Here is a 16,529-nt window from a genome sequence, read left to right as displayed (position 1 = left end):
TCAAAAACCAGCACGAGTCCACTGTAGCGAACTTATGTTGTTCGGAAAACAAATTAAAAAGAGTTTGGAAAGCTGAAAAACGTATATGGAGATATTGCAGCGTAAAGCCGGGGTCAGACCCGCCGGGTCTGACCCCGGAATTTGCCTTTGGGTGTCCTCAGGAAGCGCGGCGCCGTTCCCGCAATAAAAATCGCGCAGGATCCAAGGCAGCGGCCAATTGACTCTCCAGCGGCAGCGGCTCCCCCTCCAGCTGGCACGCCAGCAGCTCGGCCGCCAGCGGCGCCCAGATCAGGCCGCGCGAGGCGTAGCCGAGCAAGCCAAACAGGCCGGGCCAGCGCGGCACGTCGCGCAGGCGCTCGCAGCGGCCCGGTACGCCGCGGTCGGGCAAGGCGCCCGCCAGCGGCAGGCGGTCCGGTGCCATGCAGCGAAAGCCCGTGCGCCCGGCCAGCGGCGCGGCGAACGGGGCCACGCCAAGGATATCGGCGATCTTCGCGATATTGTCTTCCTGGCTCGATGGGCGCAAGCTGGTGTCCGCGTCCGCGTCGTAACTGGCGCCCACGCACACGATGCCCTGGTGCGCCGGCGTCATGTAGGCTTCGCGGCAGACGACGAACGGCAACGATGGCAAGCTTCCTTCGGCCAGGTGCGTGACCTGGCCGCGCACGGCGTCCAGCGGCAGGCCGGCCGCCTGTTCGAAATCGACGGCACCCGTGCCCGCCGCCAGGATGACGTTGGGTGCAGCCGCGATCAGGGCGCCGTCCGCATCGCGCACCAGCCATTCCTGGTCGCCGCGCTCCAGGCGCAAGGCGCTGCTGGAAAAGCGCCGCGTGAGCGAGGCGCCGCAGGCGTCCAGCATGGCCGCGCAGACGGAAGACGGGCGCGCCCAGCCGCCCTGCTCGAACCACCAGGCGCCATCGGGCGCCGGTGCGCCCAGCATGGCGGTCGCCTCGGGCGCTTCCAGCCAGCGGGCGAATTCACGCGGATACAGGCCACTGGCGGCGATCTGCCGCTGCACCTGCGCATGCGCGCCGTCGCGCGCCAGGTGCAGCACGCCGCTTTGCGCACCCTCGATGGCGGCGCCGATGCCTCCCAGGTCTTTCCAGCGGTTCAGCGAATACAGGTAGGCGGCGCGCACCAGGCGCGTGGCGATATTGTCGTCCTTCGACATCAGCGGCATGAAGATGCCGGCCAGGTTGCCCGAGGCCTCGCTGGCCGGTTGCATGTGGCGCTCGACCAGGGTCACCTTCCAGCCGCGCGCGGCCAGCCGTTCGCAGGCGGCCGCGCCGGCCACGCCCGCGCCGATGACGATGGCGCGCCGCTCGGGCGCGGTGACGGCCGCGTACTCTGCGCGCCGCGCATAAAACACGGCGCGCAAACGGCTCTCGTCAAAAACAAAGCCATTCTTTTGCAGGGCCGCGCGCTGCGCCTCGTCCAGATGCACGGCTTGCAGACGGGCGCCATCAGCCATCAGGCGCGCCAGCACCGGCGTGGCTGGCGGCACCCAGGCCAGGTGTACTTCATCGACGCGCGCCGACAGTTGCGCCAGGCAGGTATCGGCTTCGCCGATCAGCACATCGAGCGTGACGAGGCCATCGTGCGAGACCATGCGATGCAGGCCCGGCACGCAGGGCGGCCATTGCGCACGCCACTCTTCGGGCAAGTGGCGCGCATCGACGGGACGCGGCGCCAGCGCGATGTAATGCAGGCGGCGACCGCCATGCGCCGCACAGGCGGCACGCAAGCGGGCGCCGTCAAAATCCGTATCGAGCAGGACGAGCACGCGGTGCATCAGCGCCCCGCGCGGCAAAAGCAGGCGGGCGCATGGTCATTGACCATGCCGATGCCCTGCATGTAGGCGTAGATGATGGTCGAGCCGACGAACTTGAAGCCCAGCTTGAGCAAGTCTTTCGACAGTTGGTCGGACAATGCCGTCTTGGCAGGAAATTCGCCCGGCTGCCAGCTGTTGACGATAGGCTGGCCATCGACATACGCCCACAGGAAGCTGTCCAGGGTCTGGCCTTGCGCGCGCAGGCGCAAATAGGCTTGCGCATTCGTGATGGCGGCCGCCACCTTCAGGCGGTTGCGCACGATGCCGGGGTCCGCCAGCAGCTGCGCCACCTTGTCCGGGCCATACGCGGCGATCTTTTCCGCGTCCCAGTCGTCAAACGCGGCGCGGTAGGTGTCGCGCTTGTTGAGGATGGTTTCCCAGCTCAGGCCAGCCTGCGCGCCTTCCAGGTTCAGCATCTCGAACAGCCGGCGCTCGTCGTGGCAAGGTACGCCCCACTCCGTATCGTGGTAGTCGAGATAGCGGGGATTGGCCGGGTTGGCCCAGGAGCAGCGGATGGTGGTCATGGTCGTGTTCTTCGTGTGCAGGCAAATGCCAGTATAGTTTATCGGCCGCGCAGGATGCGTCCCAGTTCCTGCACGCCATGCTGTATCTCGGCCGGGGGAATGGCCGCAAAGCCCAGCAGCAGCCCGGGCGGCGTGGCGCACTCGGGCCCCGCCGCCGGATCGGCATAGTGGTTCAACGGACGCAATTCGATGCCCCGTGCCAGGCCCGCGCGCGCGACCGTTTCTTCATCGTGGCCGGCGCGAAAATACGCGCACAATTCCAGGCCGCTGTCGGCCGGGCCGCACGCGAGCTGGTCGCCCAGTTCGCGCGCGATGCCGCGCACCAGCAAGTCGCGCCGTTCGGCATTGCTGTCGCGCGTGCGGCGGATATGGCGGCCAAAGTGGCCCTCGGCGATGAAGTCGGCCAGCGCCATCTGCGGCACGATGGCCGTGTGCCGGTCCATCACGGCCTTGGCTTGCACCAGCGCCTCGGCCAGCGCGGGCGGCGCCACCATGTAGCCCAGGCGCAGGCCAGGGAACAGCACTTTCGACAGGGTGCCGACATACACCACGCAGCCGACCCGGTCCAGGCTTTGCAGCGAGGCCAATGGCGCACCCGCGTAGCGGTATTCGCTGTCGTAATCGTCTTCCACCAGCCACGCCTTGTGCTGTGCGGCCCAGGCCAGCAAGGCCAGGCGGCGGGGTAAACTCATGCTCACGCCCAGCGGCATCTGGTGCGATGGCGTCACGTACGCCAGCTTCGCCTGCGGACAGTGCGCCACGCCATACGCCACGTCCAGCCCCTGCGCATCGACGGGGACAGGAAACACGCGCGCGCCGGCCGCGCGCAGCGGGCCGCTGGCGCCCCGGTAGCCGGGCGACTCCATCCAGACCGGGTCGCCGGGCGCCAGCAAAATGGTCGACAGCAGGAACAGCGCCTGCTGCGAACCGGACGTAATGACGATCTGCTGCGGCGTGCACTGGACACCGCGCGACGCCTTCAAATACACGCACAGCAGTTCGCGCAGCGGCAGGTAGCCGGCCGGATCGCTGTAGCCGAAATGGTGGTCGGGCCTGCGCCAGCGCCGCGCTTCCAGGCGGTTCCACACGTCGAACGGGAAATGGTCGATGCGCGGCATGCCGACGCGGAAGGCCCGCAGCGGGCCACGGTGGAACGCCACCTGGCGCATGGCCGTCACCACGCCCTGGCCGCGCGCCGACAGGGGCCGCAGCAGGCCAGGCGCTTCCATCTTGGTGGCCGGCGCGGCCATGGGGACCTCGACGCTGACGAAGGTGCCGCGCCCCACGGCGCCATCGAGATAGCCTTCGGCTGTCAGAAGCGCATACGCATTGAGCACCGTCTGGCGCGACACGGCCAGCAGGCGGCAAAAGTCGCGCGTGGGCGGCAGCTGCATGCCGGGATTCATGCGGCCATCGAGGATGGCGGCCTTGATGGCCGCATACAGCTGGCGAAACAGCGGCTCGCTGGCGCCGCGCTGCAGCGGCAAGGTGGCGATGATCTGGTGCAAATGGGAAGCTGGCATGGCGGCACTCTTGAATTGGTAGCTTAAAGATAGCACTTATTGGCTGTTTTAAATAGCCAAGACTGGCGCTAAGATGGCGCATCCCCTCTATTTTTGCGGAGCACCCATGCATCAGTTTTTCGCCACCGTGGCCTGGCAGCGCGACGGCCAGGATTTCGTCGGCCAGCGCTACAGCCGTGGCCATGAATGGCAGTTCGACGGCGGCCTGACGGTAGCTGCCTCGTCGTCGCCCCTGTCCGTGCCGCTGCCCATGTCGGTGGCGGAAAATATCGATCCGGAAGAAGCGCTGGTGGCGGCCACGTCGAGCTGCCACATGCTGTTCTTCCTGTCGCTGGCGGCGCAGCGCGGCTACGTCATCGACGATTACCGCGACGAAGCCACCGGCGACCTGGGGAAAAATGCGGCAGGCCGCCTGGCCATGACGCGCATCGTGCTGCGTCCACGCATCGCGTTTGCGGGAACGCCGCCCTCTCCCGAGGCGCTGGCGGCCCTGCACCACGACGCGCACGAGCGCTGCTACATCGCCAATTCGCTGACGGCCGACGTGGTCGTGGAAGGAGCTGATTAAATGTACTCGCCTGCCAGCTTTCGCGAAGAACGCCTCGACGTGCTGCATGGCTTGATCGACGCGCATCCGCTGGGCGCGCTGGTGCGCCACGATGCCGATGGCTTGTGCGCCGACCACCTGCCGTTCGAGATCACCGCGCCCACGCCCGACGCCCCATTCGGCATCCTGCGCGCCCACGTGGCGCGCGCCAATCCGCTATGGCGCGCTGCCGGCGGGAACGACGAAGCACTGGTGATCTTCCAGGGACCGCACGCCTACATCACGCCCGCCTGGTACGCGGAAAAGCAGCGCAGCGGCAAGGAAGTGCCGACCTTTAATTACGCGGTCGTGCACGCCCACGGCCCCCTGCGCGCCATCGACGACGCGGCGTGGCTGCTGGGATTGGTGGAGCGGCTGACGGCGCGCCATGAGGCAGATCAAGCCGCGCCATGGCGGGTGAGCGACGCGCCGGCCAGCTATATCGAGAAACTCTTGAAAGCCATCGTCGGCATCGAAATCCCCCTCACGCGCATCACGGGCAAATGGAAGCTGGGCCAGAACCGCAGCATGCAGGACCAGGCCACCATGGCGCGCGAACTGGCCGCCGGCGCCCAGCCCGGCGCGGCGCAGGCCCTGGGTGCGCTGATCGCCGCCAACGTCACGCCAGCCAGCTGACTGCCGCCGAAAACGTCAAAAACGACAGCGCCGTCGAGACCAGAATAATGCGGGCGATGCGCGCCGTCGCTGTGCTCTCGACGATGCGCAAGGCGCGCGGCGAGGCCCGGGTCCACGCGGCCACCCTCACGCCAGCCAGCTGACGGCTGCCGAAAACGTCAAAAACGACAGCGCCGTCGATACCAGGATGATGCGGGCGATGCGCGCCGTGTTCGCGCCAAAGCGCTCGGACAGCAGCGAGACGTTGCTGGCGCTGGGCAGGCACGCCACCAGCACCATGCAGGTCAGCGCGAACGGATCGAGCGGCGCGCCCAGCGCGATGGCCGCATGGCCAATACCCCACACCAGCAGCGGATGCAGCAGCAGTTTTTTCAGCGCCACGGGCACATACTCGCCCAGCGGCGCCGGATCGGCCGTGCTCATTTGCGAACGGGCCAGCACGGCGCCGATGGTAAACAGGGCAACCGGCGAGGCGGCGTCGGCCAGCAGGCCCACCGTCTGCATCAACGGCTTGGGCAAGGCCAGTTCCAGCCACGACGACATGGCGCCCAGCACGATCGCCCACGGCATCGGGTTGCCCAGCATGCCCTTCATGGCGTTGACGATGGCGGCGCGGCTGCCGTGCGCGCCGCCGCTGCCGATGCGCGACAGGGCGATGCACAGCGAGCTGGTAATGAGCATGTCGACGACGATGGTGACGATGACGGGACCGGACGAACGGGGTCCGAGCAGGGTCAACAGCAGGGGCACGCCCATGAAGCCCGTGTTCGGGAAGGCCGCCACCAGCGCGCCGAAGGCGGCGTTGTTCCAGTCGATGCGGTGGCTCAAGGTCATGGCCGTGGTGACGCCCACCATGATCAGCGCGCACAGCAAGTAGACGCCGAACACGCTGGCGTCGAGCAGCTGCGCGATGGGCGTGGCGGCGCCGAAGCGGTACAACATGCACGGCAGCGCGAAGTACAGGACAAAACTGTTCAAGCCGCCGATGGCGGCCAACGGCAGCAGCGTGCGCCGCACGGCCAGGTAGCCGCACAGTACCAGGGCGAAGAAGGGAAAGGTGATGGCGAGGATGGTCAGCATGAAGCGCCATTGTAGCGCGCTGCTGTGGCTGGCCGCCGGGCGCAAAAAAAGGCCGCTCGCGCGGCCCAAGGAGGTTTCGGGAAAGCGCCAGCGGCTATGGCTTGAGCTGGGCGCGGATCTCGCCGGCCGGGTAGGCGGCGCTGTGCACGTTCACGTACAGGTTGCCTGCCTGGTAGCTCGCATACTGGGGCGGCGTGAGCATGGCGCCGGCCGGCACGGCAAACATGCCTTCGGCCGTTTTCACCAGAGGCATGATGACGGGGCCGTTGGCGCCGGCCGGCGCTTCATGGATATGCGCGACGGTGGCCACCATGCCCGTGTAGCGCACGCCGCCGCTGACGCTGCGGTCGTGGGCGACACGGATATTACTGCTGCCGCTGGCCGTGCTCGTATTGGCCGGCACTTCCTGCGCGCCCGTCAAGGTGACGTCATGGCCGCCCGGCTGATGCGGGCCATGGGAACAGGCGCCCAGCAGGGCGGCCAGCGCCAGCACGGTGGCGGCGCGGCGAGCGTGTTGTGGCAATGTAGTCATCGCAGTACTCCTTCAACGGACATCGGGTCACGGATGGCGCCTCGCCCTGCACAGCCAGGCCTGCGCCGCACTTGCATTGCATTGCATTGCATAGTGCGACGGTAACGCCATGCCGTGCAGTCCGTCTTGCTTTGCGCCAAACTCGGCGCACCTCCGCCAGCGCGTCTTCAGGCCAGATGCCCTTCCGCCACCCAGCCGCGGTTGGCGGCCGGCGCCTTCGGCTTGGGCGCGATGCCGCTGCTTTTTTCCGCGTCGAGGATGATGCTGCGCATGCTGTCGCTGGCGGCAGGCCCTGGCGCGAACGCGTAATACTCGTCATTGATGGGCAGGCCCGTCGTGGCGTCGACCAGCACCGGATCGGCGGCCAGGCCCGTATCGCGGCTGGCGATGACGAGGCTGGCGCCTTCGGGCGCGAAGTTTTCATTTCCCCAGGCGATAAACGCCAGCAAGACGGGCTTGAAGGCGCGCCCGGACTTGGTCAGCACATAGTCGTAGCGGGGCGGCTTGGCGCAATACAGGCGGCGCGTCATCAAGCCGCCTTCCACCAGGTCGGCCAGGCGGCGCGTCAAGATGGTGGGGGCGATCTTGAGGCTTTTTTCAAATTCGTCGAAGCGCGTCTTGCCATAAAACGCTTCGCGCAGAATGAGGATGCTCCACCATTCTCCCACCTTGCCCAGGCTGCGCGCAATCGGGCAAGGCAAATTATTAAAGTTGGTATGTTTCATGGTCATCTCCTCACATTGATTCAACACAACAATCGAAAAGTATTTCAGTTGCAACACGGAAACTTAGTGACTATCATTTTGAAAGTGATGGGCTTGCCCCTGCGGCGGGCTGAAAATACACGAAAACTCACACTTTCCTTGTTCAAGTACAATCATGGCTGGTTCTGCTCTCCCAATCCCGGTGCGAAAAACGGTGCCAGCCACGCCTTCCGGCGCTGCTGCCCACGCCCGTTTTTCACTCGATGCGTTCACAATGACCCCTTTGAAGCTTGCCGTACTGCCTGCCCTGCTCGCCCTGTCCCTTTGCCAGACCACCACCGCCGGTACCACCGCTTCCGCAACGCTGCAGGCCACCTTCGTCGTGCAGGAAGCGTGCACCATCGTCTCGCAGCGCAACATCACCCAGGTACGCTGCCAGCACAACACGCCTTATCTGCTGCACCAGCAGGCGACGCCATCGGGCGCCGGCCTCGTTACCGTCACGTTCTAAAAATAAATCGTTGCCGTCACCGTGTCCTTGTAGTCACCGGGGCGGGGCGACACCTGCGCCGGCACGCGGCCGTAAATCGTCAGCGGCACGCTGGCGCCCGTGCCCGTGCCCGTCACCATGCTCGTGCCTGCCGTGCCATCGCCCCAGGGCGCGCCATCGAGCGTGGATGACAGCAGGTAGCTGACCTTGTCCGTCGTTAAGAGGTTTTTCATTTGCCGGTTGGCCACATTGGCCGCCACGCTGCCGCCGTTCAGGGCAATCTGATAGGCGTTGTTGTTCACGCAGCGCACGGACAAGGTGCTGGTGCTGCGCAAGTTGCCCGTCAGGATGGAGGCGTTGGCGAACGCCATCGGGCTGGCCGCGATGGTGCAGTCATTGACGGCCGTGGCACTCACCGTAAAACCGAAGCTGCCGCTGGTGGCCGTGCAACCCTGCAAGTTGACGAGGCCATACGTCGTGTACGTGTAGGTGCCCACGCCGGCAAAGCTCGACGTATAGGCGGTATTGGCGTTGGCGACCGTGGGCACGGCGGCCAGGGCCGTGCCGGCAGGAATCTTCGCGTACACGGTAAAGGTGGTGGAATACGTGCCGGGCGGGGCCAGCAAGCCGGCAGACAGGGTCATGCCGAAGGTCGATGGCGCGCCCGCCACGCCGGCGCCGCCCCAGATTTTCGCCGTCGCATATGAACTGTCCACGTACACGTTGTACTCCATGCGGTTGCTGCCATTGCCCAGCTTGCGCGGCAGGGCCGAGGTGGAATTCGTGCCCAGCCCCAGCGAGATGCACACTTGCGCATTGGGCGTAAGCAACTGTCCCAGGTTCAGCGACGAAAACAGGCAGCTGAAGGTGCCCGTGGCCTGCGCCACGTAATCGGTGCCGGAAATCGGGCTGACGGAGCCGAAATTGATATTCGTCATGCTGACCGTGCAGGTATCGGCCGCCTGCGCCACACTACCCCAGGCGCAGCCCAGCAGCAAGGTCAACCATGGCAGCAGGCGGCGCATCAGCGGCCTCCTCCGGTGGCAGCGCAGCGCAACGGCCCGATCACGGGCAAGCCGCCTGCGGCAGGACGCACATACGCAAAGCCGACCGTGCACGCGCTGTCGCCCTCGCCCACTTGCAATTGATTCTGTTCGCGCAGATCGTCGACGAAAATGATGCCGTCAAATCCCACGACCGTCTGCTTGCCGTTTTGCACATGCAGCACGGGCAAGCCCGTGGCCAGCGGCTTGCCATCGGCGCCCTGCACGATGACGGTGGCGGCGCTGTAGCGCTCGACGGGAAACGCCGCCAGCACGCCGGCCAGGTGTTGCGGTACAACCGTCATATTGGTCACGGGTACGCGCGCGTCGACGTCGAGTTCATCGGTGGCGATGCTGATCTGGTTATTGCCATAGGGATTCAAATTCGGTACCAGCAGATAGCCGCTCCCGCCCGTCACGCCGATCTGGCGGTTTTCATGCAGCACAGGAATATTGCCCACGCCACCAGTGGAGACCAGCGCAAAACCGTTGCCCACCTGGCGCGTCGTCTCGACATGGCCATCCATCAATACCAGCGCGCCGGCCGCGCCCAGCGAGGAGGCATTGCCCATGCTGCTGCTTTGCGTGCGCGCGCTCACTCGGCCGTCATTGCCCAGGTATTCCACTTGCGCCTGCCGGTAGGCATTGCCGCCCACCGTGCCTGCCTGCAAGTTCCAGCCGAAGCCGCCGCCAAAGTCGGCCGCGCGCTGCGCGCTGACGCTGTGGCCGCTCTCGCCGTTTTGCCGGCTGGCGCTTGTGCTGATGGACAGATTATTGTCGAAGGCCATGCTCAGGCCGACATAAAATCCCCGCTTCTCGCGTTGCCGCAAATCCTGGAACAGGCTGGCGTTCAGGAACAGGCCGTGCAACAGGGTGGCTGAATAGCCCAGGGTGGCCAGCTTCGATGACGGTGCGCCCGGTGCGCGGTAGCGGATATAGCTGCTGCTGATGCTGCTTCCCGCCGGCAAGGGCAAACTTACGGTAAAGCGGTCCGCCGCGCGCACCACGGGGCTGCCGTCGCGCGAGGCCAGGTCGCCGAATCCGGCGCTGGCGCGCACGCTTTGCACGTCGACGCTGAAGCGCGGCCCCATGTATTGGTAGCCTGCGCCCAGCTGCGCGCCACGGCTGTGGCCGGCACTGGCCGACAGCGATCCGCTGAGCACACCCGCCTGGCCCAGCCGCACCAGCGCGCCCGCCCCCGCCTGATACAGGCCGGCAGCCAGTTCCGCATGGCCTTCGATGGTGAAGCTGTCGCTGACGCCATGGCGGACGGAAGCGCTGGCAACGAGCTGCCGCTCATAGCCGAACAGGCGGCGGCCATAGTCGCGCCGCACGGCGCCCGCCTCGACCGAATAATCGCTCAAGCCGGCAGCCAGCATGCGCGTATCGACATACAGGGGCAGCACGGTCGTCACGCTGCGCCCCAGGGCATCGCGCGTGATGAGGGTGGCTTGCCCGGCGCCATTGATGCCGGCCACCTGGTTCAGCACGAACGGACCGCTGGGCACGCTGGCAGCATATTGCTGCACGCCATTGACGTACAGGCTCAGCGACGAAGGCACGAGCGCCGTGCCATCGACGGAGGCGACGGGAAAGGTCAGCAGGTCGGGGCGCAGCTGGAAATTCTTGCGCCACTGCACGCCGCCCACGCGCACGGCGCGGCTCCAGCTGAGCGAAGACGAAATCAGGTCGCCCACTTGCCACGTCTGCAGGGTTTCGGGGTCGGCATGGCTCCAGAAGGTGTCAAAGCGCATGTATTTGCGCTGGTCCGACCCCAGGTTCACGGTGCCGGTATTGCTGAACACGCCACTGTCATTGAAATAGCGCAAGTCGTTGAAGATGGCGGCGCGCCGCGTCCGGCCCAGTTCCGCATAGGCTTCGTAATTGAGGACGGCGCCGGGCGTGACGCGCGACGGCGGCGTCTGCGGGGCCAGGCGCGCGTTGATTCGGTACGGCGAGCGCAAGTCGTCCGCCACCTGCAGCGACACGCTTTGGCGCGCCGCATCATAGTCATAGCTGAGTCCGGGAATCGCATCGAGCGCCACCTCGGTCTGACCGGGTGCGACCAGGCGCGCCGGGTCCAGCCCCAGCTGCTGCAAGTTCGCCACACTGCTGCGCAAGCCTTTGCCCACCTGGGTAAAGCGCAAGATCAGCCCGGTTGATTCAGCATTCACAGTCACCTCCAGATACAGTTCATTCGGCGCCATCGGATCGCTCGGCAAGCTGGCCGGTCCCGGATCGGCGCCCGTTTCGGCGGCCGATCCATCGGCCCTGGCCACCGGTGCCATGGCCAGCAACAGCAACAGCAAGGATGCCAGTGCGCGTCTCATGGTTTAACCCGGTTCGCGGCAAACCCGCCCGCCATGGCGGCCCGGTTCAAGGTGTCGAATTCGTGGCAACGAGCGCCTTTGCATTCACGTTTGCCGCAATACTCAACGGTCCATCCAGTTCGGCCTCCCTGGCGACGGGCAAGCGCCAGACGCGCATGCGTGCCGCCAGCACATAACCAAACAGCCCCTTGCTGATGACAAATTCCTTGCCCGCCTGGTTCGTCAACGTCATCGCACCGATCTGTGCATGGAAATTGCCGCTGTTCTTGACACGCAACATCCACTCGCCCCGCTCGCGAAACACTTGCCAGTCGAGTATTTCCTTGCCCGGCGCACCGGCCGGCAGCACGAACACGGGCACCGAATAGCGCAGGCGGATATCGATGCCGCTGCGGCCCGCTCCATCTTCGCGGCTGACTTCATCGATGAGCACGCGATACGTCTTTTCCTGCGCCACGGGACCGGCCTGGGCACGCACGAGGCGGATGGTCTGCCGGCTGTTGGCGGCGATTTCCACGATCGGCGGACTGGCCACCAGTTCCTGCGTCGGCGCCAGGGTTTCCTCGCCATCGCGCTGCTCCCAGGCGAACACCCGCACCTGTCCGTAGATGGGCTGGTCGCCGAGGTTTTGCAGGCTGATGCCGGCCGCATTCTGTGGCGCGCGCAAATTGAGCGTCACCGGCGAAATCTGCAGATTGGCGCCGTGTGCGCCCGCCGCACAGCAGGCCAGCAGCGCCAGCACGCTTTTCATCAGGGAAACAGCACCGGCCTTCACGCAGCGCCTGGCTTAAAAGTACACGGTGGCCGTGATGGTCGACTTGTAGGTATCGGGCGCCGGTGTCGCTTGCGGCGGAATATTGCCGTACACCGTGATCGGCTGCGATGAACCGTTGCCTGTGCCGCCGACGGTATTCGTGCCCTGGGTATCGCCCCACAAGGTGCTGCCGGCCGTCTGGTACAGATTGAACTGCACCGTCCCCAGGTTGCCGCCCGTGCCGCTCATATAGCGCGTGGTGCCGCTCGATCCCGTGCCCGAGCCGGCCGTCAAGCCCACGTTATACAGCGTGGTATTGGTGCAGGTGACATTCACGGTCGTATTGACGTTAACGGCAGTAGCCAGTACACCCTGACTTTGGCCAAAGTCGAGATTGGCCGCCGCGATGGTGCAATTGGCGATGATTTTCAGGGTGACGTCAAAGGTGGTGGTGGCGCTGCCATTCAGATACACGGCGGCGTCGGCGCTACGCGGCAGGAACGCCGTGGCGGCAACCGCCACGCTGGCGGCAACGATAAGGCGGGGAAAAATAACTCGCAACATGATACCTCCTGATGATGGAACATCATTAATGAGCCCACCAATATGAAGGGCATCGAGGATAGTCACGGTATTGCCGGCGTTTTCTCGGGCACGCAAACCAGGACGACAAAAAACTTGTGCCGAGAGTCAGGAACCCGGGGACTCCGGCATTGTTTGCAGCATTGGCAAAACAGATTTTTTGGCAATCGACATTGCTTAAAATCAATGCATGAGCGAATTATTGGCGATCTGGGAAATCCGCGCTTCTTCTGGCGGAGAAACATCTTTTGAAACACGAGAAAAGCAGAAAAAAAAGAAAAAGCAGGGCATAATAAGCAACAACTTGCTATTTGGTTAAGTCATCCATGCCATGCCATTGACCAGCGAAACCATCAAAAAGAATATCCTGCTCGTGGACGATTCCGCGTTCGAGCAGCGCATGCTGATGGAACTGCTCAGCGAGCAGCCCTATCGCTTCAGCATTGCCTTCAATGGCTACCAGGGCTACCAGCTGGCATTGGCCACGCATCCCGACCTGATCCTGCTCGACGTGCGCATGCCCGAGATGGATGGCTACACGGCGTGCCGTTTGCTCAAGGCCAATCCCGAAACGGAACAGATACCCGTGATCTTTCTCAGCGGCGCCGATGCCGCCAAGGAACGCATCATGGGCTTGCAGGTGGGCGGCGTCGATTACATTTCCAAGCCCTTCCTGCCGGAAGAACTGGCCGCGCGCATCCATATCCATCTGGGATTGATGCGTAGAAGCAACAGCACGCCACCGACAGCGCCCCCGGTCAGCGAGCGGCAGCAGCATCCGGACCTCGTGTTTGTCAATGCCGTCAAACAACTGATTCTCGACAACCTGGGCAGCCTGCCCAACCTGTCCGAAATCGCCCGCAGCGTGGGTACCTACCGCGAAAAGCTGACCCTGATGTTCCGCGAGCAGACGGGCATGACGGTCTTCGCTTTCATCCGTGAAGCGCGCATCGCCCGCGGCGTGGAACTGCTGCAGCAGACCGAGATCGACGTGCAGGATATCGCCCTGCTGATCGGCTTTCACAACGCGGGCAACTTCGCCACGGCCTTCCGCGAACGCATGGGCGTCACGCCCAGCGCCTACCGCCAGCGCCTGCATGAACAGACGGGCCAGCGGCAGGTGTCAAACGGTCATTAGAACTTGTAGTTCAGCTTGAGCGAGGCGAAGCGGCCGCGCGGGTCGGCCTGCGTATAGTCGAAGCCCGAGGCCGAGTAATCCCACGGCGCGCGCTTGTTGGCCAGGTTTTGCACGATGAAGGTGACGTTCGCCGCTGGCGTGACCTGCCAGCTGGTGGTCACGTCAAACGTGCTGAAGGCGGCCACGGATTCATCGAGATGCGTGTTTTGCGCATAGCTGCCCACGTAGTTCCAGGTGAGCGTGGACGACCACTTGCCCTGCTCCCACGTGGCCGACGTGACGCCGCGCCATTTCGGAATCGAGCCGAAATAATTGGTGCCGGCACCATCGGTGAGCGGGGCGCCGTCGGACAGCGGTTCGGCAAAGCGCAGCACGCGGCTCAACTGGCCGGCCAGGGTCAGCTTGCCCCAGTCCTTGTCGACGAAGCGCTGGCGCAGGTCGAGGTCGATACCCGACACTTCGCGCTGTCCCTGGTTGCGGTACTGGCGGTACAGGGTCGTGATGCGGCCATCGGCATCGCGCGTGATCTTCTGCGGCGCCGACGCTTCATTGGCGAGCGTGGTGGTGGCGCTTTCCGTGCCGATCACGCCATCTTGCTTGATGCGGTAGTAATCGAGGCCGATGCTCGAACTGCTGGTCGGCGACACCACCACGCCCAGGTTCAGGTTATTCGAGCGCTCCGGACGCAGCGCCGTATTGGCGATGGTAATGGCCGTCACGCCCCGCGTCTGCGTGGGCGTGATCGGGTCGCGCGGATCGAGCACGCTGACGTAGCTGACGGCCGTGCTTTGCGTGATTTCCGGCAGCGACGGCGCGCGGAAGCCGCGCGACACGGTACCGCGCACCAGCAGCCACGGCGCCGCCTGGTAGCGCGCGCTGGCCTTCGGCGAAAACGCATTGCCGAAATCGCTGTAATGGTCGGCGCGGCCCGCCAGATTGACGGACAGGTCTTTCACGACGGGCACGTTGAATTCGGCAAACAGGGCCGACACGCTGCGCGAACCGTTGATGATGTTGATGGCCGGACGCAGCTCCGTGCCCGACAACACGGCCGTCGAGGTTTGCGAATCCATCTTTTCGCGGCGCCACTGCGCACCGGCGGCAAAGCCCAGCGGACCGGCCGGCAATTGCCACAGGTCTTTCGCGGCCGAGAAATCGACGGTGTCGAGGGTCGACTCGGCCGGACGCAGGGTCGACAGGCGCAGGCGGTTGCGCACCGCTTCGCTGTTTTGCGACTGGTCGAGGAAGTTATAGCTGCCATCGGCCAGCACCTTCTGGAATTCGTAGCGGTTGACGAAGTTCTGCACGGTTTCTTCCAGCTTGCTGCTCGAGTGGCCCACGGCCGTATCCCAGTCCCAGCCCGCCAGCGTGCCTTTGACGCCCGCCAGCGCGCGGTAGAAGGTGACCTTGTCCTGTTTCAGGCGCGGTCCCAGGTCGAACAGGGTGGCCGTGAACGGCAGGGGCGTGGCGCCCGGATTGTTCGGATGGCCGACCGGCAGCACGACGGGGATGGTGTCGAGCGCCTGCGTGGCGTTGTTCCACACGCGCGTGGCATTGTTGACGGTGAGCGGCGCGCTGAAGGTCTGGTCGGCGCGCGAATAACTGTGCAGCAAGTCGACGTACGCTTCCGTGTCCGCGTTCAGTTTGAAGGTGGCGCGCGCGGCCGTGTGCACGCGCTGGATGCCGGGGATCAGGGTTTTATACGGCGACGGGTTATACGCGAGCACTTGCCCCGTCTTGCCGGGCGTGATGTCGCCATAATTGACCAGCTGCAGCGGTCCGCGCACCCCGCCCAGGGTCCGCGTCGGATCGCTGCCCGCATAATTGGTGGCTACCCAGCCCAGCGCGCCACGCTGCTGATTGCGGAAGTCCGCATCGCGCATCCACGCCACGTCGCTTTGCTGCAGCTTGTCGCGCTGCTGCGCGTCGATCGAGAAGACCAGGCTGTAGCCGTCTTCCTCGAGCTTGCCGAAACCCGTCTGCAGCGCCGCGCTCTTTTCATGCTGGCCCGTGCCTTCGGTCGAGCCGCCCCACTGCGCCGTGATGTCCGTGCCCGTGAATTCCTTGTACAGGATGATGTTGACGACGCCGGCCACGGCATCGGAACCGTAGATCGACGAGGCGCCATCCTTGAGCACCTCGATGCGCTGTACGGCCGCCATTGGCAGGCTGTTCAGGTCGACAAAGGTTTCCTGCAGGTTTTGCGCCGTCGCATAGCTGGCCACGCGCTTGCCGTTCACCAGGATCAGGGTATTTTTCTGGCCGATGCCGCGCAGCGACAGGCCCGACGTGCCGGCCGAGAAACTGCCCGTATATTGTTCGTTGTAGCTGTTGCCGCTGTTGGCGGAGATGGCGCGCAGCACATCCGACACGCTGGTCTTGCCGCTGGCTTTCAATTCCTTGGCCGTGATGACCTGCACGGCGCTGGCGCCCTCTTTTTCGCTGACGCGGATATTCGATCCGGTGACGTTGACGCGCAGCATGTCGTCCTCGGCATGGGCGATGGTGGAGACGGCGGGAAAGGCGGCGGCGATGGCAAGACTGATGGCGAGTGGTTTGAACATGGTTTCCTCTTATTGGGATTGCAGCCTTTTTCAGATAAAAAAGGCCGAGCAGGGGCACGCGGGCCGGGTTGGCCTGCGGGCAAAACGACGACGGGGGATGAAGGAATTACGGGATGCGTGGACGGGCACGCATCGGCATCCACTGCGCCATGCATTGCATGGTCAGCTGGTGCCGGACGGCGTAAAAACAGGCAGAAAGGGTAAAACGCAACATA

General features: G+C 64.8%; 17 protein-coding genes. 5 read left to right on the top strand and 12 right to left on the bottom strand.

All coding sequences use genetic code 11. The features are described 5' to 3' along the window. Positions 1-157: 157 nt before the first annotated feature. Genes mnmC through KO538_RS22690 form a run of 3 tightly spaced genes read right to left on the bottom strand, consistent with a single transcriptional unit; the run spans position 158 to position 3,875 of the window. Complete coding sequence (gene mnmC, locus KO538_RS22700) at positions 158-1,789, bottom strand: FAD-dependent 5-carboxymethylaminomethyl-2-thiouridine(34) oxidoreductase MnmC (protein ID WP_219329722.1); 1,632 nt, start codon at positions 1,787-1,789, stop codon at positions 158-160. Then, the gene (locus tag KO538_RS22695; RefSeq protein WP_219329721.1) at positions 1,789-2,352 is read right to left on the bottom strand and encodes a DNA-3-methyladenine glycosylase I; all 564 of its coding nucleotides are present in this window, start codon (positions 2,350-2,352) and stop codon (positions 1,789-1,791) included. The genes mnmC and KO538_RS22695 overlap by 1 nt, the downstream gene beginning before the upstream one ends. A 38-nt stretch (positions 2,353-2,390) precedes the next feature. Further along, positions 2,391-3,875, bottom strand: a complete 1,485-nt coding sequence (locus KO538_RS22690) for a PLP-dependent aminotransferase family protein (protein ID WP_219329720.1) — start codon at positions 3,873-3,875, stop codon at positions 2,391-2,393. Positions 3,876-3,981: 106 nt separating this feature from the next. On the opposite strand from KO538_RS22690, the gene KO538_RS22685 reads away from it, so the two are divergent. Beyond that, entirely contained in the window at positions 3,982-4,443 is a 462-nt protein-coding gene (locus tag KO538_RS22685; protein ID WP_219329719.1) for an OsmC family protein, read from the top strand. Further along, positions 4,444-5,097, top strand: coding sequence for an FMN-binding negative transcriptional regulator (locus KO538_RS22680; protein ID WP_219329718.1), 654 nt, complete (start codon positions 4,444-4,446; stop codon positions 5,095-5,097). Here KO538_RS22680 and KO538_RS22675 read toward each other — a convergent pair. The 4 genes from KO538_RS22675 to KO538_RS22660 all read right to left on the bottom strand — a co-directional run bounded on the left by KO538_RS22675 (position 5,081) and on the right by KO538_RS22660 (position 7,434). Beyond that, positions 5,081-5,221 carry a hypothetical protein gene (locus KO538_RS22675; RefSeq protein WP_219329717.1) on the bottom strand — a complete coding sequence of 47 codons (141 nt, stop codon included), beginning with the start codon at positions 5,219-5,221 and terminating at the stop codon, positions 5,081-5,083. The genes KO538_RS22680 and KO538_RS22675 overlap by 17 nt on opposite strands. A gap of 2 nt (positions 5,222-5,223) precedes the next feature. Then, complete coding sequence (locus tag KO538_RS22670) at positions 5,224-6,177, bottom strand: AEC family transporter (protein ID WP_219329716.1); 954 nt, start codon at positions 6,175-6,177, stop codon at positions 5,224-5,226. Between the two features lie 94 nt (positions 6,178-6,271). After that, positions 6,272-6,709: a CHRD domain-containing protein gene (locus KO538_RS22665; protein WP_070305399.1), complete on the bottom strand. Its 438-nt coding sequence runs from the start codon at positions 6,707-6,709 to the stop codon at positions 6,272-6,274. Between the two features lie 167 nt (positions 6,710-6,876). Next, complete coding sequence (locus tag KO538_RS22660) at positions 6,877-7,434, bottom strand: helix-turn-helix domain-containing protein (protein ID WP_034753667.1); 558 nt, start codon at positions 7,432-7,434, stop codon at positions 6,877-6,879. Positions 7,435-7,687: 253 nt separating this feature from the next. Between KO538_RS22660 and KO538_RS22655 the strand changes: the two genes are divergently transcribed. Next, positions 7,688-7,924, top strand: coding sequence for a hypothetical protein (locus KO538_RS22655; RefSeq protein ID WP_219329715.1), 237 nt, complete (start codon positions 7,688-7,690; stop codon positions 7,922-7,924). Here KO538_RS22655 and KO538_RS22650 read toward each other — a convergent pair. Genes KO538_RS22650 through KO538_RS22635 form a run of 4 tightly spaced genes read right to left on the bottom strand, consistent with a single transcriptional unit; the run spans position 7,921 to position 12,594 of the window. Further along, positions 7,921-8,928, bottom strand: coding sequence for a spore coat U domain-containing protein (locus tag KO538_RS22650; protein WP_219329714.1), 1,008 nt, complete (start codon positions 8,926-8,928; stop codon positions 7,921-7,923). The genes KO538_RS22655 and KO538_RS22650 overlap by 4 nt on opposite strands. After that, entirely contained in the window at positions 8,928-11,276 is a 2,349-nt protein-coding gene (locus KO538_RS22645; protein ID WP_219329713.1) for a fimbria/pilus outer membrane usher protein, read from the bottom strand. Before KO538_RS22645 ends, KO538_RS22650 begins: the two co-directional genes overlap by 1 nt. A gap of 46 nt (positions 11,277-11,322) precedes the next feature. Continuing rightward, on the bottom strand, positions 11,323-12,051 hold the full coding sequence (locus tag KO538_RS22640) for a molecular chaperone (protein WP_235194250.1): 729 nt from the start codon (positions 12,049-12,051) through the stop codon (positions 11,323-11,325). A gap of 12 nt (positions 12,052-12,063) precedes the next feature. Next, a complete protein-coding gene (locus KO538_RS22635; RefSeq protein WP_034753434.1) occupies positions 12,064-12,594 on the bottom strand; it encodes a spore coat U domain-containing protein in 531 nt (176 codons plus the stop codon). Positions 12,595-12,802: 208 nt separating this feature from the next. Here KO538_RS22635 and KO538_RS29480 point away from each other — a divergent pair, with 208 nt between their 5' ends. Together KO538_RS29480 and KO538_RS22630 are read left to right on the top strand one after the other, a co-directional pair. After that, positions 12,803-12,931, top strand: a complete 129-nt coding sequence (locus KO538_RS29480; protein ID WP_257620510.1) for a hypothetical protein — start codon at positions 12,803-12,805, stop codon at positions 12,929-12,931. 12 nt (positions 12,932-12,943) lie between these two features. Then, complete coding sequence (locus KO538_RS22630) at positions 12,944-13,750, top strand: response regulator (protein ID WP_034753432.1); 807 nt, start codon at positions 12,944-12,946, stop codon at positions 13,748-13,750. Here the strand turns inward: KO538_RS22630 and KO538_RS22625 are convergent. Next, on the bottom strand, positions 13,747-16,314 hold the full coding sequence (locus KO538_RS22625; protein ID WP_034753430.1) for a TonB-dependent receptor: 2,568 nt from the start codon (positions 16,312-16,314) through the stop codon (positions 13,747-13,749). The two genes, KO538_RS22630 and KO538_RS22625, sit on opposite strands and share 4 nt — an antisense overlap. Positions 16,315-16,529 lie beyond the last annotated feature (215 nt).

The organism is Janthinobacterium sp. NKUCC08_JDC (assembly GCF_019345575.1).
Classification (GTDB): Bacteria; Pseudomonadota; Gammaproteobacteria; order Burkholderiales; family Burkholderiaceae_D; genus Janthinobacterium; species Janthinobacterium aestuarii.
This window is presented reverse-complemented; position numbering and strand designations above follow the sequence as displayed.

Bases quoted from the DNA above. Each gene is read 5' to 3' on its own strand.
- mnmC (WP_219329722.1), bottom strand. From the start codon at position 1,789: ATGCACCGCGTGCTCGTCCTGCTCGATACGGATTTTGACGGCGCCCGC.
- KO538_RS22695 (WP_219329721.1), bottom strand. From the start codon at position 2,352: ATGACCACCATCCGCTGCTCCTGGGCCAACCCGGCCAATCCCCGCTAT.
- KO538_RS22690 (WP_219329720.1), bottom strand. From the start codon at position 3,875: ATGCCAGCTTCCCATTTGCACCAGATCATCGCCACCTTGCCGCTGCAG.
- KO538_RS22685 (WP_219329719.1), top strand. From the start codon at position 3,982: ATGCATCAGTTTTTCGCCACCGTGGCCTGGCAGCGCGACGGCCAGGAT.
- KO538_RS22680 (WP_219329718.1), top strand. From the start codon at position 4,444: ATGTACTCGCCTGCCAGCTTTCGCGAAGAACGCCTCGACGTGCTGCAT.
- KO538_RS22670 (WP_219329716.1), bottom strand. From the start codon at position 6,177: ATGCTGACCATCCTCGCCATCACCTTTCCCTTCTTCGCCCTGGTACTG.
- KO538_RS22665 (WP_070305399.1), bottom strand. From the start codon at position 6,709: ATGACTACATTGCCACAACACGCTCGCCGCGCCGCCACCGTGCTGGCG.
- KO538_RS22660 (WP_034753667.1), bottom strand. From the start codon at position 7,434: ATGAAACATACCAACTTTAATAATTTGCCTTGCCCGATTGCGCGCAGC.
- KO538_RS22655 (WP_219329715.1), top strand. From the start codon at position 7,688: ATGACCCCTTTGAAGCTTGCCGTACTGCCTGCCCTGCTCGCCCTGTCC.
- KO538_RS22650 (WP_219329714.1), bottom strand. From the start codon at position 8,928: ATGCGCCGCCTGCTGCCATGGTTGACCTTGCTGCTGGGCTGCGCCTGG.
- KO538_RS22645 (WP_219329713.1), bottom strand. From the start codon at position 11,276: ATGAGACGCGCACTGGCATCCTTGCTGTTGCTGTTGCTGGCCATGGCA.
- KO538_RS22635 (WP_034753434.1), bottom strand. From the start codon at position 12,594: ATGTTGCGAGTTATTTTTCCCCGCCTTATCGTTGCCGCCAGCGTGGCG.
- KO538_RS29480 (WP_257620510.1), top strand. From the start codon at position 12,803: ATGAGCGAATTATTGGCGATCTGGGAAATCCGCGCTTCTTCTGGCGGA.
- KO538_RS22630 (WP_034753432.1), top strand. From the start codon at position 12,944: ATGCCATTGACCAGCGAAACCATCAAAAAGAATATCCTGCTCGTGGAC.
- KO538_RS22625 (WP_034753430.1), bottom strand. From the start codon at position 16,314: ATGTTCAAACCACTCGCCATCAGTCTTGCCATCGCCGCCGCCTTTCCC.